Below are 19,513 nucleotides of genomic sequence, written 5' to 3' on the forward strand. Positions count from 1 at the left end.
TCAATGCCTAGGTTGCTACCCGCCGCCGGGGCGCCGGAACAACTGCCACAGCACCAGGCCGGCCTGCAGCCCAAGCGCGACCGAAATCATCGAGATGAAGGTGACGCCGAGCGCGGAGTCGCCGTCGGCGCCGAACAGCTCGGCGATTCCGATCAACCCCATCGAGCCCGGGACCAAGAGCCAGAAGCCGGGCAGGATCATGGTGATCGCCGGCGGCGCGGCGCGGCGACGGGACATCAGCAGCGCACCCACGGTGAGCACGACGCCGCCGCAGAAGCCGCTGGCGTAGCTGCCCAGCACCAGGTCGCCGAGGTACTGGGCGGTGAAGGCGGCGTAGGCGACAAGGAGCAGCCACGGCAGAAATGAAGTCGGTGGCCCGAGAAACAGCATGACGCCGACGGCGTAGACCGCGACACCGAGCCAGGGCGCCCATGGCCCCAGCTTGTTCAGCGGCTCGGCGCTGAGACGCGACACGTCCTCGCCGAGCAGCTGGGCGGCGATGAGAATGCCGAACGCCAACTGCGCCAACTGCGCGAAACCGGCCACCAGCCGACTGGAACCCGAGATGGTGTCGCGGGAGGTGACTTCGATGACCGCGAGGGTGATCGCGGCGCCGGGCAAGAACATCGCCAGCGGCGGGATCAGCGCCCGCAACCCGATGTGGTCGAGCCCGAGGTACTCGGCGACCGCGATACTCACCGCAGCCACGGCGAAAGCGCTGACAACGGGCAGCAGTTGGGCCAGCACGCCGAACCGCCGCCCCACCATGGCGAAAACCCCGACCATCAGCCCGAGCACAGTGGCGCCGAGCAGATTGAGCGGTGTGGGTTCGAGCACCAGACCCAGACCGGCGCTCCACACTCCGTATCCGAGCACGGTCAACCACGGCGCGAACCGCGGCGGCGAGGCCAGGATGCGGTCCAGTTCGGCGTCGCCGTCTTTGGGGTCGACCGCCCCGCGCATCGCTTTGGAAACCAATCGCGCCAACGGAAACGCCTGGTCGAAGCGCACGTCGCGGTCCAGGTGCGCCGACTTCACGGTCGTGCCCGAGCCGGCCGCCGGGCCCACCACCTGCACGGTGTTGGGTAACGCGATGACTTCGTTGGGAACGCCGTACGCCGCGGAGGCACGGCCCAGCATCTGCCGGATCAAGGTCACGGGGTAGTTGGCCGCGGCCATGGCCGCACCCAGTCGGGCCAGGAACCGGATCTCGTGGTCGGTGGTCAAGTCGTCCATCACAAGCACCCGTGTCGGACCGTACCCGAGTGCCGGCTCGCTAATGCGCGGCGGCGTCCCAACTACGGCCGTAACCGACGCTGACCTCCAGCGGCACGTCGAGCGGGTAGGCGCTGCCCATCTCGTCGCGGACTAGTTTCTCGACCGTGTCACGCTCGTCGTCGGCGATTTCGAACAGCAACTCGTCGTGCACCTGCAGCAGCATCCGTGACTTCAGCCCCGCCTCCTTCAGCGCCTTGTCGACGTTGATCATCGCGACCTTGATGATGTCGGCGGCGCTGCCCTGGATCGGCGCGTTGAGCGCGGCGCGCTCGGCGGCCTCGCGCACGTTGCGGTTGCTGCTGTCCAGTTCCGGCAGATAGCGCCGCCTGCCGAACACCGTCGAGGTGTATCCGTCCTTGCGCGCCTGGTCGACGACGTCGCGCAGGTAGTCGCGAACTCCACCGAAGCGGTCGAAGTACTGCTCCATCTGCACCTTGGCTTCCTCGGTCGAGATCTTGAGCTGAGCGGCCAGCCCGTAGGCACTCAACCCGTATGCCAGTCCATACGACATCGCCTTGACGCGACGCCGTAGTTCGGCGTTGACCTCGTCAATCGGTACCGAGAAGGCCCGCGACGCGACGAAGGAGTGGAGGTCCTCCCCGGTGCGAAACGCCTCGATCAGACCCGCGTCCCTGGACACGTGCGCCATGATGCGCATCTCGATCTGGCTGTAGTCCGCGGTCATCAGCTCCGCGTGCCCCGTGCCCACGACAAACGCGTCGCGGATGCGCCGGCCGGCGTCGGTGCGGATCGGGATGTTCTGCAGGTTCGGCTCGGTAGAAGAAAGCCTGCCAGTCGCCGCAATCGTCTGGTTGAAGGTGGTGTGGATGCGGCCATCGGTCGCTACTGAAGCCAGGAGGCCGTCGACGGTGACCTTCAGCCGCGTCGCGTCGCGGTGGGCGAGCAGATGCTGCAGGAACGGGTGGCCGGTCTTTTCGAAAAGACTCTGCAGCGCGTCGGCATCGGTGGTGTAGCCGGTCTTCGTACGCTTGGTCTTCGGCATCTCCAACTCGTCGAACAGCACCACCTGCAGCTGTTTGGGCGAGCCCAGGTTGATCTGCTTGCCGATCACCGCATAGGCCGCTTCGGCGGCGTCGCGGATCTGATCGGCGAATTCGCTCTGCAGCTGGCCCAGTTGTTCGCAGTCGACCGCGATGCCCGCAGTTTCCATCTCCGCCAGCACCCGCTGTACCGGCAACTCGATATTGTTCAGCAACGGCAGGGAGTCGATGCGGGCGAGCTCCTCGTCTAGAGCGTCAGCGAGGTCCATCACCGCATTCGCCCGCAATATCACGGTCTGCACGGCCTGCTCGTCGGTGCCGTCGCTGACGTCCAGCAGTGAAAGTTGTTGCTGTTCGGGGCTTTCCGCCCGCAGTTCTCGCTTCAGGTAGCGCAGCGAGAGGTCGTCGAGGGTGAAGCTGCGCTGCCCCGGCCGGACCAGGTACGCGGCCAGCGCAGTGTCCGACGTGACGCCTGCGAGTGTCCAACCCCGGCCCTCGAGGTCGTGCATCGCCAGCTTGGCCTCGTGCAGCGCCTTGGGCGGCCCGGTGTCAGCCAGCCAGGACGCCAGCGCGGCCTCGTCCTCCTCGGTCAACGTCGCAGTGTCGATGTAGCGGCCGTCGCCGTCCGCGGCGACAATGGCCAGCGCCGTCGCGTCGGCGTCGAAGGCCACGTGGGTGCCGACCACCGCCATCCCGAACCTCTCGCCCGAGCTGTGTTCGGCAAGCCACGCCGCGAGTTCGCCCGGCTCCAGCGCCCGTCCGCGTACGTCGAAGCCCTGGTCGACCTCCGGGTCCGCCGAGGCCAGCGTCTCGAACAGCCGATCGCGCAGAACGCGAAACTCCAGGTCGTCGAACAGCCGATGAATCTGGTCTCGGTCCCACGGCTGCATGCGCAGGGTGTCCGGGGTCTGCGCCAGCGGCACATCCTTGACCAGGTCGGTCAGCTCCCGGTTGAGCACGACGCTCGACAGATTGGCGCGCAATGCGTCCCCGACCTTGCCCTTCACGGTGTCGGCTTTGTCGACCAGCGCCTCCAGCGAGCCGAATTCGGCGATCCACTTCGTCGCCGTCTTCTCGCCGACGCCGGGGATACCGGGCAGGTTGTCGCTCGGGTCGCCGCGCAGGGCCGCGAAATCCGGGTACTGCTCGGGGGTCAGGCCGTACTTCTCCAGCACCGTTTCCGGCGTGAATCGCGTCAGCTCGCTGACGCCCTTCCGCGGGTACAGCACCGTGACGTCGTGGCTGACCAGTTGGAGCGAGTCGCGGTCCCCGCTGACCACCAGCACGCGATAGCCGCCCTGTTCGGCCTGCGTGGCGAGCGTGGCAATGATGTCGTCGGCCTCGAAACCCGGTTCGGCGAGCACCGTGATGCCCAGCGCGCCGAGCACCTCCTTGGTGATGTCGATCTGGCCGCGGAACTCCTCAGGTGTCGACGAGCGGCCCGCCTTGTACTCGGGATACTTGTCCACGCGGAACGTCTGGCGCGACACGTCGAACGCAGCCGCGATATGGCTGGGTTGTTCATCGCGCAGCAGGTTGATCAGCATCGCGGTGAAGCCGTACACCGCGTTGGTGGTGAGCCCACCCCGCGTCTTGAAGTTCTCGGCCGGCAGCGCGTAAAACGCCCGATACGCCAGCGAATTGCCGTCGAGCAACATCAACGTCGGCTTCTGGTCCGTGGCGGGGCTCACGGCCCTACTCTATGCACCCGCGCCGACACCGAACGCGTCCCGCTCAACTGGAACACGTTTCAGTTTTCGCACCGCCACTCGGTACGCTGACCGGGTGTCAGCTTCCACTCAACCCGCAATCGCCGGGTGGTTCGCCACCGACGGCTCCGGAGAGGCCTACCTGATCGGCGGCAAGTGCCACCAGTGCGGTACGTACGTGTTCCCGCCGCGCGCCAACAACTGCCCCAACCCCGCCTGCGACGGTGACGACTTGGCCCAGGTGCCCTTGTCGCGGCGCGGGACGCTGTGGAGCTACACCGAGAACCGGTACGCTCCCCCGCCGCCGTACCCGGCGCCGGATCCCTTCGAGCCCTTCGCCGTTGCCGCGGTGCAGCTGGGCGAGGAGGGGCTGATCGTGCTGGGCAAGGTCGTCGAGGGAACACTGGCCGCCGACCTGAAAGTCGGTACGGAGATGGAATTGACGACGATGCCGTTGTTCGTCGACGACGACGGTGTCGAGCGCGTCGTCTACGCGTGGCGGCCTGCGTCATGAGCCCCGAACCGCTGTACATCCTCGGCGCCGGCATGCACCCGTGGGGCAAGTGGGGGCGCGACTTCACCGAGTACGGCGTCGTGGCCGCGCGTGCCGCGTTGGCGGAGGCGGGCTTGGACTGGCGTCAGATCCAACTCGTCGCGGGCGCGGACACCATCCGCAACGGCTACCCGGGCTTCGTGGCGGGCTCGACCTTCGCGCAGAAGCTGGGCTGGAACGGCGTGCCCGTCTCGTCGAGTTATGCCGCGTGCGCGAGCGGCTCACAGGCGTTGCAGAGCGCCCGCGCCCAGATTCTGGCCGGCTTCTGCGATGTGGCGCTCGTGATCGGGGCCGACACCACACCCAAAGGCTTCTTCGCCCCGGTCGGCGGCGAGCGCAAGAACGACCCCGACTGGCAACGCTTCCACCTGATCGGCGCCACCAACACGGTGTACTTCGCGCTGCTGGCGCGCCGCCGCATGGACCTCTACGGCGCCACCCTCGAGGACTTCGCCGCGGTGAAGGTCAAAAACGCCAAGCACGGGCTGGACAACCCCAACGCGCGCTATCGCAAAGAAGCCACGATCGACGACGTGCTGACCAGCCCGGTCGTCTCCGATCCGCTTCGGCTGCTTGACATCTGCGCGACCTCGGACGGGGCGGCCGCGCTGGTGGTGGCGAGCAAGTCGTTCGCCGAGAAACATCTCGGCTCGCTCGAGGGGGTGCCGTCGGTACGGGCCGTCAGCACGGTGACTCCGCAGTATCCCCAGCATCTTCCCGAATTGCCGGACATCGCAACGGATTCCACCGCAGTGGTGAGTGCGCCCGAACGGGTGTTCAAGGACCAGATCCTCGACGCGGCGTACGCCGAGGCGGGCATCGGTCCCGAAGACCTGAGCCTGGCCGAGGTCTACGACCTGTCCACCGCGCTGGAACTCGACTGGTACGAGCATCTCGGTCTGTGCGCCAAGGGCGAGGCCGAGCAACTACTGCGTAGCGGCGCGACGGCGATCGGCGGGAAGATCCCGGTCAACCCCTCCGGCGGGTTGGCGTGCTTCGGCGAAGCCATCCCGGCACAAGCGATCGCGCAGGTCTGCGAGCTGAGCTGGCAGCTGAGGGGGCAGGCGACCGGCCGCCAAGTCGACGACGCCAAGGTCGGCGTCACCGCCAACCAGGGCCTGTTCGGCCACGGCTCGTCGGTGATCGTCGCCCGCTGAGCGGGTGATCCAACAAGAGTCCGCTGAGCGGGTGATCCAACAAGAGTCCGCTGAGCGGGCAACTCGACAATTGCTGGCTAGGCAGTTCGAACCCTACGGCCCCTCCTATTGGGGCGCCATCGCCGTGTTCGTGATCGGTGCGGTGCTGCTCGTCTGGGCCGGACGCAGCCAGACCGAGTCGCGGTCCAGGCGTCTGGGCCGCATCCTGGGCGGGCTCACCGCGGGGATCTACGCAGCGATCCTGGCCTACAACCTCGTCCCGCCGACCCTGGCGTACTCGGTGCCGATCCAACTCACCGACGTGGCAACCGTCGTCGCCGCGTACGCGTTGTGGACGCAGCGACAATGGGCGTACGCGCTGACCTACTACTGGGGCCTGGTGCTGAGCATCCAGGCGCTGATCACACCGGTGTTGCGGGGGCCCGACTTTCCGCACTACCGGTTCCTCGCGTTCTACGCGATCCATCTGATGGTCGTGTGGGCCGCGATCTATCTCACGTGGGGCCGCGGTATGCGTCCGGACTGGCGCAGCTTTCGGTTTGCGGTTGCAGTCACGATCGCGTGGGCCGCGGTGACGCTGGTGTTCAACAAGATCGCCGACACCAACTACGGTTTCACGAACTACAAGCCGGCCACCGCGTCGCTGCTGGACGTCTTGGGGCCGTGGCCGGTGTACATCTTCAGCACGGCCGCCTTGGTTTGTGTCCTGTGGGCCCTGATGACGTGGCCGTGGGTGCGACGGTGATCGTCGTCGTCCGGGTCAAGCCGGGTAGTGCCAAGGGGCCGCTCGTCGAGGCCGACGACGACGGCGCAATGACCGTTTATGTGCGGGAGCGGGCCGTCGAGGGCAAGGCGACCAAGGCCGTCACCAAGCTGCTCGCCGAGCACTTCGACGTCCCGCCTTCTGCGGTCAAACTGGTTGCGGGCGCGACGTCGCGGGTGAAGCGCTTCGAGATACAGCGCTGAGCGCACCGTCACAAGGCGACGAGTGTGCGCAAGCTGCCGTACTATTGCGGCGTGTCGGTGTGCAGACTCGCACGCTGGCGCAAGAAGACGCTAGGCGACGCCGAGGTAGGCCGCACGAATAGTGTCGTCGGCCAACAGCTCTCGAGCATCACCGACGCGGGTGACCTCTCCGGTCTCCAAAATATAGGCCCGGTCGGAGCGGCTCAGCGCCTGCTGCGCGTTCTGCTCCACCAGCAGCACCGTGGTGCCCTGCGCGTTGATCTCGGCGATGATCCGGAAGATCTGCGAAATCACCATGGGCGCCAGGCCCATCGACGGTTCGTCGAGCAACAGCACCCGCGGGCGGGCCATCAGCGCACGCCCGATCGCCAACATCTGCTGCTCACCTCCCGACAGCGTGCCGCCCACCTGGCTGCGACGTTCGGCGAGCCGTGGAAACGTCTCCAGAACCCAGTCCAGGCGTTCCCTGTGCTCGGAGCGCGACGCGAACTTGCGGCCGTAGCAACCCATCTCGAGGTTCTCCACGACGGTCATTCCGGGAAAGACCCCGCGGCCCTCGGGGGCCTGCACCAGACCCTGGATCGCCCGCTGGTGAGCCTTGACCCGGCTGATGTCCTTGCCCTCGAACCAGATTGAGCCCGACGTCAACGGCAGCAGCCCCGAGATGGCCCGCATGGTTGTGGTCTTGCCCGCGCCGTTGGAGCCGAGCAGCGTGACGAGCTCGCCCTCGTGCACCGTCAGCGAGATCCCGTGCAGCGCACGGATCCTGCCGTACTGCACGACGATGTCGCGCAACTCTAGGACAACGGCCCGCTCGGGCTGCGGTTGCTCACTCGACTTCGTCATCGGGCACCCCCAGATAGGCGGCGATGACCTTCGGGTCCTCGCGAATCGCGGATGGCAGGCCGTCGGCGATCTTGCGTCCGAACTCCAGGACCACGATGCGATCGGTCACGCCCATCACCAGCCGCATGTCGTGCTCGATCAGCAGCACCGTATAGCCGTCGTCGCGAATCTTCTGGATCAAATCGATCAGCGCGGCCTTCTCTCGCGGGTTGAATCCGGCCGCCGGTTCGTCCAGGCAGAGCAGTTTCGGCTCGGTGGCCAGCGCGCGGGCGATCTCCAGTCGGCGCTGATCGCCGTAGGGCAGGTTCTTCGCCTTCTCCTCGCCGCGGTGCGCGATCCCCACAAAATGCAGCAGCGCCGCCGAGCGTTCGATCGCCGACCGCTCCTCGCGCCGGTGGCGTGGGCTGCGCACCAGCGCCCCGGGCACCGAGGTGAAGTGCCTGGCGTCGGTGCCGACCATGACGTTCTCCAGGGCGGTCATCTCGCCCCACAGCCGGATGTTCTGGAAGGTGCGCGCGATTCCGCGGCGGGTGATCTGGTACCGCTTGATCCGGCCCAGCGGCGCGCCGTCGAACACCACCGTTCCCGACGTCGGGCGGTACACCCCGGTGATCGCGTTGAAACAGGTCGTCTTGCCCGCGCCGTTCGGCCCGATCATGCCAAGGATCTCGCCGCGGCGGATATCGAACGACACCGAGTCCAGCGCCGTCAACCCGCCGAACTTCATGGTGAGATCTGTTGTCTTCAACAGGATCTCGCCCTCGGCGGCCTGGATGTCGCGGTGGACGCCTGCCAGTTCTTCGATCGTCACTGCGCCGATTCCTTCTCCGGTGAGCGCAACAGGTCGCGTGCGGACCGGCCGTAGGCCAGCAGTTGCTGGCGCGCCGGGAAGAGGCCCTGCGGCCGGAAGATCATCAGCATCACCAGCGCCAGCCCGAAGAACAGGTACTTCAGGTCGCCGAGGTTGATCCCGAGGAACTCCACCCCGAGGAGCCGGTTCGGCAGGTACACGATGATGAACGCACCCACCACCACGCCGAGCTTGTTGCCCTGACCGCCAAGCACTACCGCGCACAAAAACAGCATCGAGTTGATGATGTTGAAGGTCGGTGGCGCCACGAACTGGACCTGGCCCGCGTACAGTGCGCCGGACAGACCGCCGATCGCCGCGCCGATCACGAATGCCCACAGTTTGAACCGGAACGTGTTGACGCCCATTACTTCAGCGGCGTCCTCGTCCTCCCGCACGGCGATCCAGGCGCGCCCGACTCGGCTGCGCTCGAGGTTGCCGACCAGCATCAGGATCACGACCATCAGCACGATGCCCAACCAGAACCACCACGTGCCGTAGTTGGCGTCGCCGGCGGCGTTTCCGCTCGAGAAGACCCCGTCGGGCACGCGTTCGCTCGCGCCGACCCGCGGATAGGCGACCTCGTTGAGGCCGCGAGGGCCGTTGGTCACCTCGGAGAGGTTGTCTGCCATCAGGCGGATGATCTCGCCGAAACCCAGCGTGACGATCGCCAGGTAATCGCCGCGCAGCCTCAGCGTCGGCGTGCCCAGGATGAGGCCGGTCAGCGCCGTGATGGCCATGGCCAGCGGGACACAGGCCAGCCATGCCCAGTGTTCGTTGAACCAACCCGTCGCGCCCATCTTGTTCCACGGACTGTTCGGACTGGTCAACAGGGCCACGGTGTAGGCGCCCACGGCATAGAAGCCGACGTAGCCGAGGTCGAGCAGGCCGGCCTGACCGACTACGACGTTGAGGCCGATCGCGATGATCGCGACCATGGCGAACTGCGCCATGGTGCCGCCGAAGCTGATGTTGGGTGTGTTCAGGAAGGGCGGTGGAAACAGCGGCAGCAGCGCCAGCAGGCCGAAGGCAACTACGCCGAAGCCCCACTTCTGCACGCGCGAAAGGCCGTCCCACCACCGACGCAGCGCGTCGCCGGGTGCCAAGACCTTCTCGCTGGCCCTCATGCTCGTGCCTTTCCGAGGCTTTCGCCGAGTATCCCAGTGGGCCGGAAGAACAGAACCAGAACCAGCAGCACGAACGCCACGACGTCACGCCACTGGGTACCGAACACGGCCTGCCCGTAGTTCTCTATGATGCCCAGCAGCAGACCACCCAGCAGCGCGCCACGCAGATTTCCGATGCCGCCGAGCACCGCGGCCGAAAATGCCTTGATCCCAAGCAAAAAGCCGCCGGAGTAGATGATGCCCTGGGGCACCTTCAGCGTGTACAGCAGCGCCGCCGCCCCGGCCAGCAGGCCACCGATCAAGAACGTCATCGTGATGACGCGTTCGCGGGAGACACCCATCAGGGTCGCGGTGTCGGGATCCTGTGCCACCGCCCGGATTCCGCGCCCGAACTTGGTGCGGTTGATGGTCAGGTCCGTCATCAGGGCGAGAGCAAGCGCCGCGCCGACGATGATCAGCGTGATGTTCGAAACCGCGGCACCGAACACCGTGAACTGGGTTTCCGGCGCCACCAGCCTGATCGGTTGTTGGGCATTGGAGCCGCCGTACCCGTCGATGATCTTCGGCAGGATGAAGTGCACGAACTCCTGCAACACGAAAGACATCCCGATCGCGGTGATGAGAAACGACAGCCGATCTGCCTTGCGCCGGCGCAGCGGCCGGTACGCGACGGCCTCCAAACCGACCGCGGTGGCGCCGGACACCATCATCGCGAACAGCATCGCGATACCCAGGTACAGCACTGTCAGCGCGATGCCCTTGTTGTAGGTGTTACCACTCGGCGTGAAACCCAGGATCATGTCGAGGCAGAAGTACGCGCCGAACATGCCGAACATGAACACTTCCGAGTGGGCGAAGTTGATCAACTTCAGCACGCCGTAGACCAACGTGTAGCCGACCGCCACCAGCGCGTAGATCGCGCCCCACGACAACCCGTCGATCGTCAACTGCCAGAAGCCGTCCCGCAATCCATCCAGATTGAAGCTGATGTTGGCGGCCAGGCAGGTGTACTGCTCGAGGCACTCGGGGGGGATCCCGGTCATCCGGTGGCGGCTCCTAGCGGATGGGGTTTCTAGCGAAAACGCGTCCGAGCCTTTCAGGTCTCGGACGCGTCCCGCCTCAGTGACTATTGAACTTTGTAGATCCAGATCAGGCTGGTGGTGAGTTCGCCGTTCGGCGTCCACTGGTACTGCCGGGCGACACCGCGGCCGTTGTAGTTGCGGACGAAGTCGAGCAGCGCGGGCCGGGTGATGGCCCCAGAGTCGATGCCCTTCAACAGGATAGTGCCCAAGTCGTAGCCCTCGCTGCTGTACGTGCCGGGCTCCTGGTTGAACTTCTTGGTGTACTCGTCGGCAAAGCTGCCAGTGGCAGGTCCGCAAGGGCAGGACAGTATCGCGTCCTTCGCCGCATCACCGGCCTGCTTGACGAACTCCGGATCCTTGGAGCCGTCGGCGCTGACGAAGGTGCCGTCGAACCCACCGTCCTTGAGCTGCTGCACAAACGGTGAGGCTTCGGCGTAGTACCCGCTGAAGAACACCGAATCCGGGTTGGCACCCTTGATCTGAGTGACCGCGGCCGAGAAGTCCTTGTCGCCCTTCTTCACCGAGATGTTGCACGACGAGTCGGCCACCGGGCCGAGCGTCTCGCGCACGGTCTGGGCCAGACCGAGGCCGTAGTCGGTGCTGTCGTCGACCACGCAGACCTTCTTGTGGTCGAGGGTGTTCTTCAGGTAGTTGGCGACCGACGGGCCCTGCACGCCGTCGTTGCCGAGGCCGCGGAAAAAGGTCCGCCACCCCTTGTCCGACAGCGTGACGTTGGTCGCCGAGGCCGTCGCTGCGAGCAGGCCGGCCTGGTTGAACACGTCACCGGTGGCCATGGTCTCCCCGGAGAAGGCGGGACCAATCAGGCCGATGGTGTTCGGGTCGTTGATGATCTGCGGCGCGATCTGCGTGGCCTTCTGCGGATCGCCCTCGGTGTCGAAGGTCTTCAGCTGGACCTGGCAGCCGGGGTTCGCGGCGTTGTGCTGGTCCACCGCCAGCTGGATGCCGTTCTTGATATTGATGCCCAGCGCGGCGTCAGGGCCGTTCAGTGCGCCCGCCATCGCCACCGACACCGGCGGGCACTGCGCTTTCCCGTCACCGGCGGGATCGGCCGGTGTGGCGCCCTCGTCGGCCTTGACCTCGGCGCCGTTTTCGTCGATCTGCACCTGTTCGACGATCTTCAGGTCGCCCTGCGCTGTGCCGCCCTCACTCGGCTCGGACTGTTGGCAGCCGGCGATAGCGAGCGCGAGAAGACCAGCGCTGCTGATAGCAAATGCTTTTCGTGCCACGTGACCGCGCACGCTTCACCTCCAAGTCATTGTGTTCGTCGGCTCCGGCGCCTCAGCCCGGACAGGCCGGGGGCGGCGACGCTCCGGGAAGACCATAGCCAACGCTCGGCCCTGGTGCGCGCTGTTGAACCATGCGTGACGGCCATCGCCCGCCTGTTCGAGCCAAACCGCACCATCGGAAACGCAGTACTTACCGGCCGCCGGGCCGCGGCAATCAGCTCGACTCCGGTGTATCGCCCGGCGTGTCGAGGGTCTCGAGCACGACCTCGGCCACTCGTTTCATCGTGGTGCGCCGGTCCATCGCGGCGCGCTGAATCCACTTGAACGCCTCGGGCTCGGTCATGCTCTGCTTGACCTGCAGCAAACCTTTGGCACGCTCGACGAGCTTGCGGGTCTCCAGCCGGTCGGAAAGTGTCGCGACCTCCTGCTCGAGGGCTGAGATCTCACCGAAGCGGCTGACCGCGACCTCGATCGCAGGGATGAGGTCGGTGATGGTGAAAGGTTTGACCAGGTAGGCCATCGCACCGGCGTCCCGGGCCTTTTCGACCAACTCGCGCTGGCTGAATGCGGTCAGGATCACGATCGGCGCGATCCGCTTGCTCGCGATCTCCGCGGCCGCGTCGATGCCGTCGCGCCGCGGCATCTTGACGTCCATGATCACGAGGTCGGGCTTGAGGCTCTCGGCCAGGTCGACCGCCTCCTGCCCGTCACCGGCCTCACCGACGATCTCGTAACCCTCTTCACGGAGCATCTCGGCCAGGTCCATCCGGATGAGCGCTTCGTCTTCGGCGACCAGAACACGACGTGCCTTCACGGCGTCGGGCGGTGACCCAGCAGCGGATGCCATGGGAGACATTCTGGCGTAGCCGCCCCGGTCAGCGACTTCGGGGCATCCTCTATGGTGGTAACCCGCGCAATAGCGCATTGCCCTCGTAGCCCAATTGGCAGAGGCACACGACTCAAAATCGTGACAGTGTGAGTTCGAGTCTCACCGAGGGCACCCGGAACAAGCAGGTCGCGACACGCGGTTCGGCGCTACCCTCTAACTGTGGAGTTGAGGCTGCGGCCGATCTGCGTGCCCGAGGTGGCGCTGGAGAGGCGGACGCCCGCTCCCGTTCGGCATTATGCGGACAGAGCCGTGCGACGCCGGCGGGTGCTGGACGTAACCGCGATGATCAGCGCGTTGATCAGCGCGTTCTTCGGTTTCCAGGGCCTGCTCATCGGTGTCGAGGTCTGGTGGATCCCCGTCGTCAACCTCGGAGGCGCAGTGGCGTTCGCGACGATCCCACTGCTCTACCGGTTCGGCGAACTCGTCGCGCCGCTGGTGTTCTTCGCGGTCGCCTACACGACGATCACCGTCCAGTGCATTCAGCTGGGCACCGGTTCGGGGCTGCAGTTCTACTTCGTGGTCGCGGCCGCGATCATCGTGATGATCCTCGGCATCGACCACATCCTGCTGGCGTCGGTGCTGTCGGCGCTGGGTGCGCTAGCGGTGGTGCTGCTGGAGTTCCTCGTGCCCGAGGACACCGGCGTTCAACCTCCGTGGGCGTTTCGGACCTCGTTCATCCTCACCATCGTCACGGCGTGGATTCTGGTCGTCGCCACGCTGTGGTTCGCCCTGCGGGAGACGCGCCGGGCGCGGTTGGCGATGGAGGCCGAGTACGAACGGTCCGAGCGGCTGCTGACCAACCTCCTGCCCGCGACCATCGCCGAACGCCTCAAGGATCCGACCCGGGCCGTCATCGCCGACAAGTACGACGACGCGTCGATCCTGTTCGCCGACATCGCCGGCTACACCTTGCGGGCCAGCGATACCGCGCCCAGCGAGTTGGTGCGCTTTCTGGACCGGCTGTACACCGACTTGGACGCATTGGTCGACCGGCACGGGCTGGAGAAGATCAAGACCAGCGGCGACTCGTACATGGTGGTCAGCGGTGTGCCGCAACCACGGCCGGACCACCTCGAAGCCCTGGCGTGCCTGGCGCTCGACATGGCAGACGCCGTGGCCGATCTACGCGATCCGCAAGGACGTAAGGTCCCGCTGCGCATCGGACTCGCCGCCGGGCCGGTGGTCGCCGGCGTCGTCGGCGCACGAAAGTTCTTCTACGACGTGTGGGGGGATGCGGTCAACGTCGCATCCAGGATGGAAGCACCGATGTCGAGGGCCGCATCCAGGTGCCGCACGACGTGTACGAACGCCTGCACAGCACCTTTGTGTTCGAACCGCGCGGCGAGGTCGACGTCAAGGGCAAGGGCATCATGAGGACTTGGTACCTGGTGGGACGGCGCGACGACGCGGCGGTCCGCGACGCGGTGGAGTTCGAACCCCTCAGTCGTCGACCTCAGTCGGTTTGAGCCGCTCGGCCAGCGCGCCCAACCGCCACAGGGTTTCCCGATTACGCGGATAGGCGGCGAGATCGGTCAGTTTGTTGGGCATGATCGCGACGGGCCCGCTGACCGGGAACTCCGTCATCTCGACTCGGCACCCACCGGGAATATCGCTGAGTCGCAAGATGATTCGCGCACCACCGAAGGGCCGGCCCTTGGCATGGAGCACCAACTCCTCCGGCGGCACGCTCTTCTCGACCACGGTGACGTCGTTGAGCAGCAGCGGCCAAACGCCCACCGAATGGCAGATCTGCGATCCCGGCGCCGGCCAGTTCGGGTCGACCGCCCGCATCCGGCTGTTGCCGACAACCCACTGTGAGTAGGTCCAGCCATTGGCCATGACGTCCCATACCTGCTGACGAGAAGCGTGAATATCGCGAGTCACAGTCACGCCGGTGATATACCCGGCTCGCGGGAAACCACTCATGTTCACGCCCCGGTGAAGCCCCAGCGTCGACTAGACCTTTCGGTTCTCCGACTTGATCAGCCACGCCAGCTTCTCGAGGCCGTCGATCAGCTCGTGCAGGATGTCGGCGGTGGTGGGGTCCTCGGCGTCGACCGCGTCGTGGACCTGGCGCATCGTGTCGACCGCGGCGTACACCCGGCCCGCGATCAGATCGACCGCATCCTGCGTGCTCACCGCGTACGCGGGGAACTGCGGCAGCGTGGTGCCGGCGGTGACCGTGTCCGATCGGCCGTCCGGCCAGGCTTCGAGCGCGCGCATGCGTTCGGCGATCGTGTCGCTGCCTTCGCGGGCGAAGTCGACGAGCTCGTCGAGCTGAAGGTGGAGGTCCCGAAAGTTGGTGCCGACGATGTTCCAATGCGCCTGCTTACCTTGCAGATGCAGCTCGACCAGGTCGACCAGAACCCGCTGCAGGTTTGCGCCGAGCTCGGGCGAGGCCTGGAATCCCTGTACTTCGTCTTCTGAACGACGTGTCGTGATGGTCATGATTCTGACAGTCCTCCCTAATCTGGATTGAGTCCAGTTTAGCATTTCCTGGTCACTAGGCATTCTGTTGGTCCTGCTTGTCCAACAGCCGCGCATAGCCGGCGCCCATGCCCAGCAGCACCAGGCCCACGACGATGAACACCACCACCCGGAAGATGCCGTCGAGGGTGCCGAGGTCGAAGAGGAACAGCTTGGTCATCGCGGCGGCCACCAGAGCCAATCCTCCGCCGATCGGCAGGGACCGGCCGGTTCGCGGGAGCTTCGCCGCGTAGCCGAACAGCGCGGCGGCCAGTGCGATCCAGCAGATCGTCGCCGCCATGTGACCCGCATAGAAGCCGCTGTCTGTGCCCGCGGCCAGCACACCGGCGGTGACGGCGAACGTCGTGAGCGCGTATCCGGTGACGGCGGCGGCACCCGCCCACGTGGCGGAGTTGCGCCGTGGAAACGACCATGCGACGACAACCGACCACGCCATCAGCAGAACGCTGGCGACCAGGGTGGATACGCCAACCGCGGCGCTAGTCGCGGTGCCCCACAGCAGCGTGTACGGCGGGGCCCAGCTCAGATAGCAGGCAGCGCCGATGAGCGCGAAGCCGATCGAGATCGCCCTGGCCGTCATGTGGCGCCGGCCCGTCGCCGCCACCACGAGCGCCATCGCCAGCAACACCGGGCCCGTGATTGGGCCTTCGAACGCCGCGAGCACGCCGATCAGCGCGCAAACCGCGGAGAGCACCGCCCAGATCCGGCGAACGGCGCGGTCCAATCCCGGCAACCGGTCACCGACCACCACGAGCGCCAGCAGCGCCGCCGCCAGGGCGGCCGCCATCAGGGCCGCAGTGACGCGGTCGACGGCCAGGGCGACCGACAGCACCGGTAGGACGCCCGCCCCGGTGAGCACCGCCATTACCGGCTTGTTCGCGGTCCCCGGCAAGAGGATGAGCGCCCCGGCGATCGCTAGCAGCGCCGCGATGCCGGTCGCGCCGGCCAGCCACCGATCGCGTCCGGCGTCGAAGTACACGCCGACGAGTGCGACCAACAGTGGCAAGGTGACGGCCGCGATGCGGGCGGCGTGCAACCAGAGCCAGTCCTTGCCGATCTGCACGGGCAGCGACGCCGCCGACAGCGCGAGCATGAACGCGACCAGCAGCAGCGTGACGCCGCCGACCACCACCGGCGCCAACACCAGCAGCGGCACCAGGACGAGAAGCCCCAACTGTTCAGAGTCCCAGCGGCGCGACACCGCAAGCCCAGCTCCCGCGATCGTCGCTGCGATGACCAGTCCGACGGGCGCGGACACCCAGCCATAGATCGACGTCACCGCGATGACGTCCATGTAGGCCGCGGCGATACCGGTCGCCATCAGCGAGACTGCCCCGACGCGGCCGCCGAGGCGCGGGTACAGCCACCACCCGGCGGCCGCCAGTCCCCCGGCCAGCGCCGCTCCGGCCGCGACCCTGATTTCAGGTCTCAGCATGCCCGCCTGCGCGGCCAGCACGAGCAGGAACACCACCCCGATCAACGTCACCGCGACACCGGCGATGGCCAGCAGCTTGCCGATCCATCCGTCATCGCGCGGCGGTTTGGGCGCAGGCGGCGGTGGATATGGAACGGGCGCAACGTGAGGCGGGGGGTACGTCACGGGCGGTGCGTAAGGACGTGTGCGCTGTTGCGGCGGCGGCGACGGCGCCAGCAACCGGTCGAGCTCGGTCAGGTCGGCAGACGCACGCGCCAACTGCGCCGAGAGCGCGGCGAAATCGGTGGACAGGCGGGCGATGACGGCGTGTTGCGGTTCGGTCATGGAAGCCATCGTCACAGCGCGACGGCCTCATGGGATGAGTAGGACTACTCGTCGAGGCCGTGTTCGATCGCGTATCGGGCCAGTTCGACGCGGTTGGCAATCTGCAATTTGCGAAACGTGGCCTGAACGTGGTTCTCGACGGTGCGGTGGCTGAGCGACAGCCGGGCGGCAATCTGCTTGGCTGTCAGGCCTTTGGCGACGTAGCGCAGGATCTCGGTCTCGCGCTCGGTCAGGCGCGGCGTCTCCGGGCGGTCGCCCCGATGCTGCGCGATGCGCCGGTATTCGCCCAGCACCAGGCCGGCCAGTCCCGGCGTGAATACGGCCCGGCCTTCTGCCGTGGCGCGCACCGCATCCCCGAGCTCCTGCTTCGACGCACTTTTCACCAGGTAGCCGGTGGCGCCGGCCTTCACCGCCTCGAGCACATCCTCGCGCTCGTCGGAGGCCGACAGCACCAGGATCTTCGACGCCGGGGACACCGCGAGCACCTCGGCGGTCGCCTGCGCGCCGTCACCGTCGGCGAGTCGCATGTCCATCACCACGACGTCGGGCTGGACCGCTGCCGCGCGGCGGCGGGCGGCACCGACCCCGTCGGCGGTGGCGACCACGGCGAAGCCGTCCTCGGCGAGGTCGCGGGCCACCGCCTCGCGCCAGATGGGGTGGTCGTCGACGACCATCACCGTCGGGGCAGCGTCAGTTCCCATTCCGTCCCGCTCTCCGGCCCGGTCGTCAGCTTGGCGCTGCCCCCGAGCCAGTTCATCCGTCCCACAATCGATTTCGCGACACCGATGCGGCCCTCCCGCACCGCCTCATCGAGCCGACCTTCGGCGATTCCGGTGCCGTCGTCACGGATGCTGACCGTGATCGTGTCACCGAGGTCTTCGAGCAGTACGTAGGCGTGGGCGCCGGGCCCGGCGTGGGCGGCCACATTGTCCAGCGCGTTGACGACCGCCGCAGTCAACTCGGTGGCGACGACGGCATCGAGGAATACCGGTTCGGCGGGCAGGCTCACCGAGACACGGTCCGACGCACGCCGCCGCAGCAGCGCGCCGAAGTCGGTCATCGCCCCAGCCCGTGGTTCGGTCTCACCGGAGCTGACCAGACGGCGCAACGCCCGTTCCTGCTCACCGGCGAGTTCGGCGAGTTCAGCGGTCGCACCGCCGATTTCACGACCACGGCGAGACACCAGCGCGAGCACCTGGATGGCGCCGTCGTGCACCTGCCGCGACAACCGCTCCCGCTCCTGGTGCGCCGCCGCCAACCGTGCCGCCTGCTCCAGTTCCGAGTGGGCCCGGCGAGCGGTCTGCGCGGCCATTCCGACCGCCAGGCCGACCGCGAGCTCGATGACGATCGTCGCGTTTCGGCCGAGGTCGTAGTTGATGAAGCCCTTGACGAGCGTGCTGGCGACCATCACCACCACCCCGGTGAACATGCCCGCGATCGGGCCGGCGACGATCGCCGCGGAGATGGTCGCGTTGGTGGCCCACAGCGTCGTCGGCCAGGACTGGTTGTCGGACGTCCACTGCGCGGAGGCGACCACTTCGGTCGACAGGATCAACCCGACCACCACGGCGATCTCGGCCAGCACCCACGACGGCCGCCTGCCGAAACCCTGGAGGTAAGCCACCGCGCACACCGCGCTCCACCCGAGCAGCACGACGAACAGTGCCCACGCCAGTCCGGGCCGGTCCAGGTCGGCGTTGACCGACACCTGGAATCCGAGCGCGTACAGACAACTCAGCAGTCGAAACACCTGAGCTGCACGCCACAGCGGTGCGGCCGGATCCGGGGTACTGTCCGGCATCTGTCTACAGCACCTTGGACAGAAACGCCTTCGTGCGTTCATGTTTCGGATTGGCCAACACCTCGCGGGGCCGTCCGCTCTCCACCACGACCCCGCCGTCCATGAACACCAGATGGTTGGCGACCTCCCTGGCGAACCCCATCTCGTGTGTCACCACCACCATCGTCATACCCTCGCCCGCAAGCGTTTTCATCACCTCGAGGACCTCCCCGACCAGTTCGGGGTCCAACGCCGACGTGGGCTCGTCGAGCAACATCAGTTTCGGGTTCATCGCCAGTGCGCGGGCGATCGCGACGCGCTGCTGCTGACCGCCGGACAACTGGGCGGGATAGGCGTCGGCCTTGGCCGACAACCCCACCTGGTCGAGCAGGTCTCGTGCGCGCGCGAGCGCGACGTCCCTCTTGACCCGTTTGACATGGATGGGCGCCTCGATGACGTTCTCGAGCGCGGTGCGATGGGGGAACAGGTTGAAGTGCTGGAAGACCATTCCGATGTCGCGGCGCTGCTTGGCGGCTTCGCGTGCGGGCATCTCGTAGAGTCTGTTGCCGCGCTGCCGGTAACCGATCAGGTCACCGTCCACATACAGGCGACCGGCGTTGACCCGTTCGAGATGGTTGATGCACCGCAGGAACGTCGACTTGCCCGACCCGGACGGGCCGACCATGCACAGCACCTCACCCTTGCCGATCTCGAGCGTGACGCCCTTGAGTACCTGTAGCGCACCGAAGTTCTTGCAGACGCTTTCGGCTTTGACCATCGGC

Annotated in this window: 18 protein-coding genes, 1 tRNA gene and 1 pseudogene; 6 read left to right on the forward strand and 14 right to left on the reverse strand. The window is 66.7% G+C overall.

All coding sequences use genetic code 11. The features are described 5' to 3' along the window. Nucleotides 1-15: 15 nt before the first annotated feature. Complete coding sequence (locus tag QGN32_RS00445; protein WP_326546742.1) at nt 16-1,236, reverse strand: threonine/serine exporter family protein; 1,221 nt, start codon at nt 1,234-1,236, stop codon at nt 16-18. Between the two features lie 40 nt (nt 1,237-1,276). Next, nucleotides 1,277-3,937, reverse strand: a complete 2,661-nt coding sequence (polA, locus tag QGN32_RS00450; RefSeq protein ID WP_326548861.1) for a DNA polymerase I — start codon at nt 3,935-3,937, stop codon at nt 1,277-1,279. 127 nt (nt 3,938-4,064) lie between these two features. Between polA and QGN32_RS00455 the strand changes: the two genes are divergently transcribed. The 4 genes from QGN32_RS00455 (at nt 4,065) to QGN32_RS00470 (ending at nt 6,664) form a co-directional block, all read left to right on the forward strand. Next, nucleotides 4,065-4,502 carry a Zn-ribbon domain-containing OB-fold protein gene (locus tag QGN32_RS00455; protein WP_326546743.1) on the forward strand — a complete coding sequence of 146 codons (438 nt, stop codon included), beginning with the start codon at nt 4,065-4,067 and terminating at the stop codon, nt 4,500-4,502. Beyond that, nucleotides 4,499-5,698, forward strand: coding sequence for a lipid-transfer protein (locus QGN32_RS00460; RefSeq protein ID WP_326546744.1), 1,200 nt, complete (start codon nt 4,499-4,501; stop codon nt 5,696-5,698). Before QGN32_RS00455 ends, QGN32_RS00460 begins: the two co-directional genes overlap by 4 nt. Nucleotides 5,699-5,768: 70 nt before the next feature. Next, entirely contained in the window at nt 5,769-6,443 is a 675-nt protein-coding gene (locus QGN32_RS00465) for a YwaF family protein (RefSeq protein ID WP_442791809.1), read from the forward strand. Then, complete coding sequence (locus QGN32_RS00470; RefSeq protein WP_442791810.1) at nt 6,440-6,664, forward strand: DUF167 domain-containing protein; 225 nt, start codon at nt 6,440-6,442, stop codon at nt 6,662-6,664. Before QGN32_RS00465 ends, QGN32_RS00470 begins: the two co-directional genes overlap by 4 nt. Nucleotides 6,665-6,754: 90 nt before the next feature. Here QGN32_RS00470 and QGN32_RS00475 read toward each other — a convergent pair whose 3' ends face one another. From QGN32_RS00475 to QGN32_RS00500, 6 genes are all read right to left on the reverse strand, one after another. Beyond that, a complete protein-coding gene (locus tag QGN32_RS00475) occupies nt 6,755-7,510 on the reverse strand; it encodes an ABC transporter ATP-binding protein (RefSeq protein WP_326546746.1) in 756 nt (251 codons plus the stop codon). Continuing rightward, nucleotides 7,494-8,321 carry an ABC transporter ATP-binding protein gene (locus QGN32_RS00480; RefSeq protein ID WP_326546747.1) on the reverse strand — a complete coding sequence of 276 codons (828 nt, stop codon included), beginning with the start codon at nt 8,319-8,321 and terminating at the stop codon, nt 7,494-7,496. Before QGN32_RS00480 ends, QGN32_RS00475 begins: the two co-directional genes overlap by 17 nt. Further along, nucleotides 8,318-9,487, reverse strand: coding sequence for a branched-chain amino acid ABC transporter permease (locus QGN32_RS00485; protein WP_326546748.1), 1,170 nt, complete (start codon nt 9,485-9,487; stop codon nt 8,318-8,320). The genes QGN32_RS00480 and QGN32_RS00485 overlap by 4 nt, the downstream gene beginning before the upstream one ends. Continuing rightward, nucleotides 9,484-10,530, reverse strand: coding sequence for a branched-chain amino acid ABC transporter permease (locus QGN32_RS00490; RefSeq protein ID WP_442791763.1), 1,047 nt, complete (start codon nt 10,528-10,530; stop codon nt 9,484-9,486). The genes QGN32_RS00485 and QGN32_RS00490 overlap by 4 nt, the downstream gene beginning before the upstream one ends. An 83-nt stretch (nt 10,531-10,613) precedes the next feature. Beyond that, nucleotides 10,614-11,828 carry a branched-chain amino acid ABC transporter substrate-binding protein gene (locus tag QGN32_RS00495; RefSeq protein WP_326546749.1) on the reverse strand — a complete coding sequence of 405 codons (1,215 nt, stop codon included), beginning with the start codon at nt 11,826-11,828 and terminating at the stop codon, nt 10,614-10,616. Between the two features lie 202 nt (nt 11,829-12,030). Beyond that, the gene (locus tag QGN32_RS00500; protein WP_326546750.1) at nt 12,031-12,663 is read right to left on the reverse strand and encodes an ANTAR domain-containing response regulator; all 633 of its coding nucleotides are present in this window, start codon (nt 12,661-12,663) and stop codon (nt 12,031-12,033) included. Nucleotides 12,664-12,742: 79 nt separating this feature from the next. Between QGN32_RS00500 and QGN32_RS00505 the strand changes: the two genes are divergently transcribed. Beyond that, nucleotides 12,743-12,816 (forward strand) — tRNA-Leu (locus QGN32_RS00505). A 75-nt stretch (nt 12,817-12,891) separates the two neighbouring features. Beyond that, nucleotides 12,892-14,171: pseudogene (locus QGN32_RS00510) on the forward strand (adenylate/guanylate cyclase domain-containing protein). Here QGN32_RS00510 and QGN32_RS00515 read toward each other — a convergent pair. From QGN32_RS00515 to QGN32_RS00540, 6 genes are all read right to left on the reverse strand, one after another. Beyond that, entirely contained in the window at nt 14,146-14,595 is a 450-nt protein-coding gene (locus QGN32_RS00515) for an SRPBCC family protein (RefSeq protein WP_326546751.1), read from the reverse strand. The pseudogene QGN32_RS00510 and the gene QGN32_RS00515 overlap by 26 nt on opposite strands. 66 nt (nt 14,596-14,661) lie before the next feature. After that, the gene (locus QGN32_RS00520) at nt 14,662-15,153 is read right to left on the reverse strand and encodes a Dps family protein (protein WP_326546752.1); all 492 of its coding nucleotides are present in this window, start codon (nt 15,151-15,153) and stop codon (nt 14,662-14,664) included. 55 nt (nt 15,154-15,208) lie between these two features. Further along, entirely contained in the window at nt 15,209-16,951 is a 1,743-nt protein-coding gene (locus tag QGN32_RS00525; protein WP_326546753.1) for a DUF2339 domain-containing protein, read from the reverse strand. Between the two features lie 44 nt (nt 16,952-16,995). Then, entirely contained in the window at nt 16,996-17,652 is a 657-nt protein-coding gene (locus QGN32_RS00530) for a response regulator (RefSeq protein WP_326546754.1), read from the reverse strand. Beyond that, entirely contained in the window at nt 17,625-18,752 is a 1,128-nt protein-coding gene (gene macS, locus QGN32_RS00535; protein WP_326546755.1) for a MacS family sensor histidine kinase, read from the reverse strand. The genes QGN32_RS00530 and macS overlap by 28 nt, the downstream gene beginning before the upstream one ends. A 4-nt stretch (nt 18,753-18,756) precedes the next feature. Beyond that, entirely contained in the window at nt 18,757-19,509 is a 753-nt protein-coding gene (locus QGN32_RS00540) for an amino acid ABC transporter ATP-binding protein (protein WP_326548864.1), read from the reverse strand. Between the last annotated feature and the right edge of the window lie 4 nt (nt 19,510-19,513).

Origin of the sequence: Mycolicibacterium sp. ND9-15 (genome assembly GCF_035918395.1) — a bacterium.
Classification (GTDB): domain Bacteria; phylum Actinomycetota; class Actinomycetes; order Mycobacteriales; family Mycobacteriaceae; genus Mycobacterium.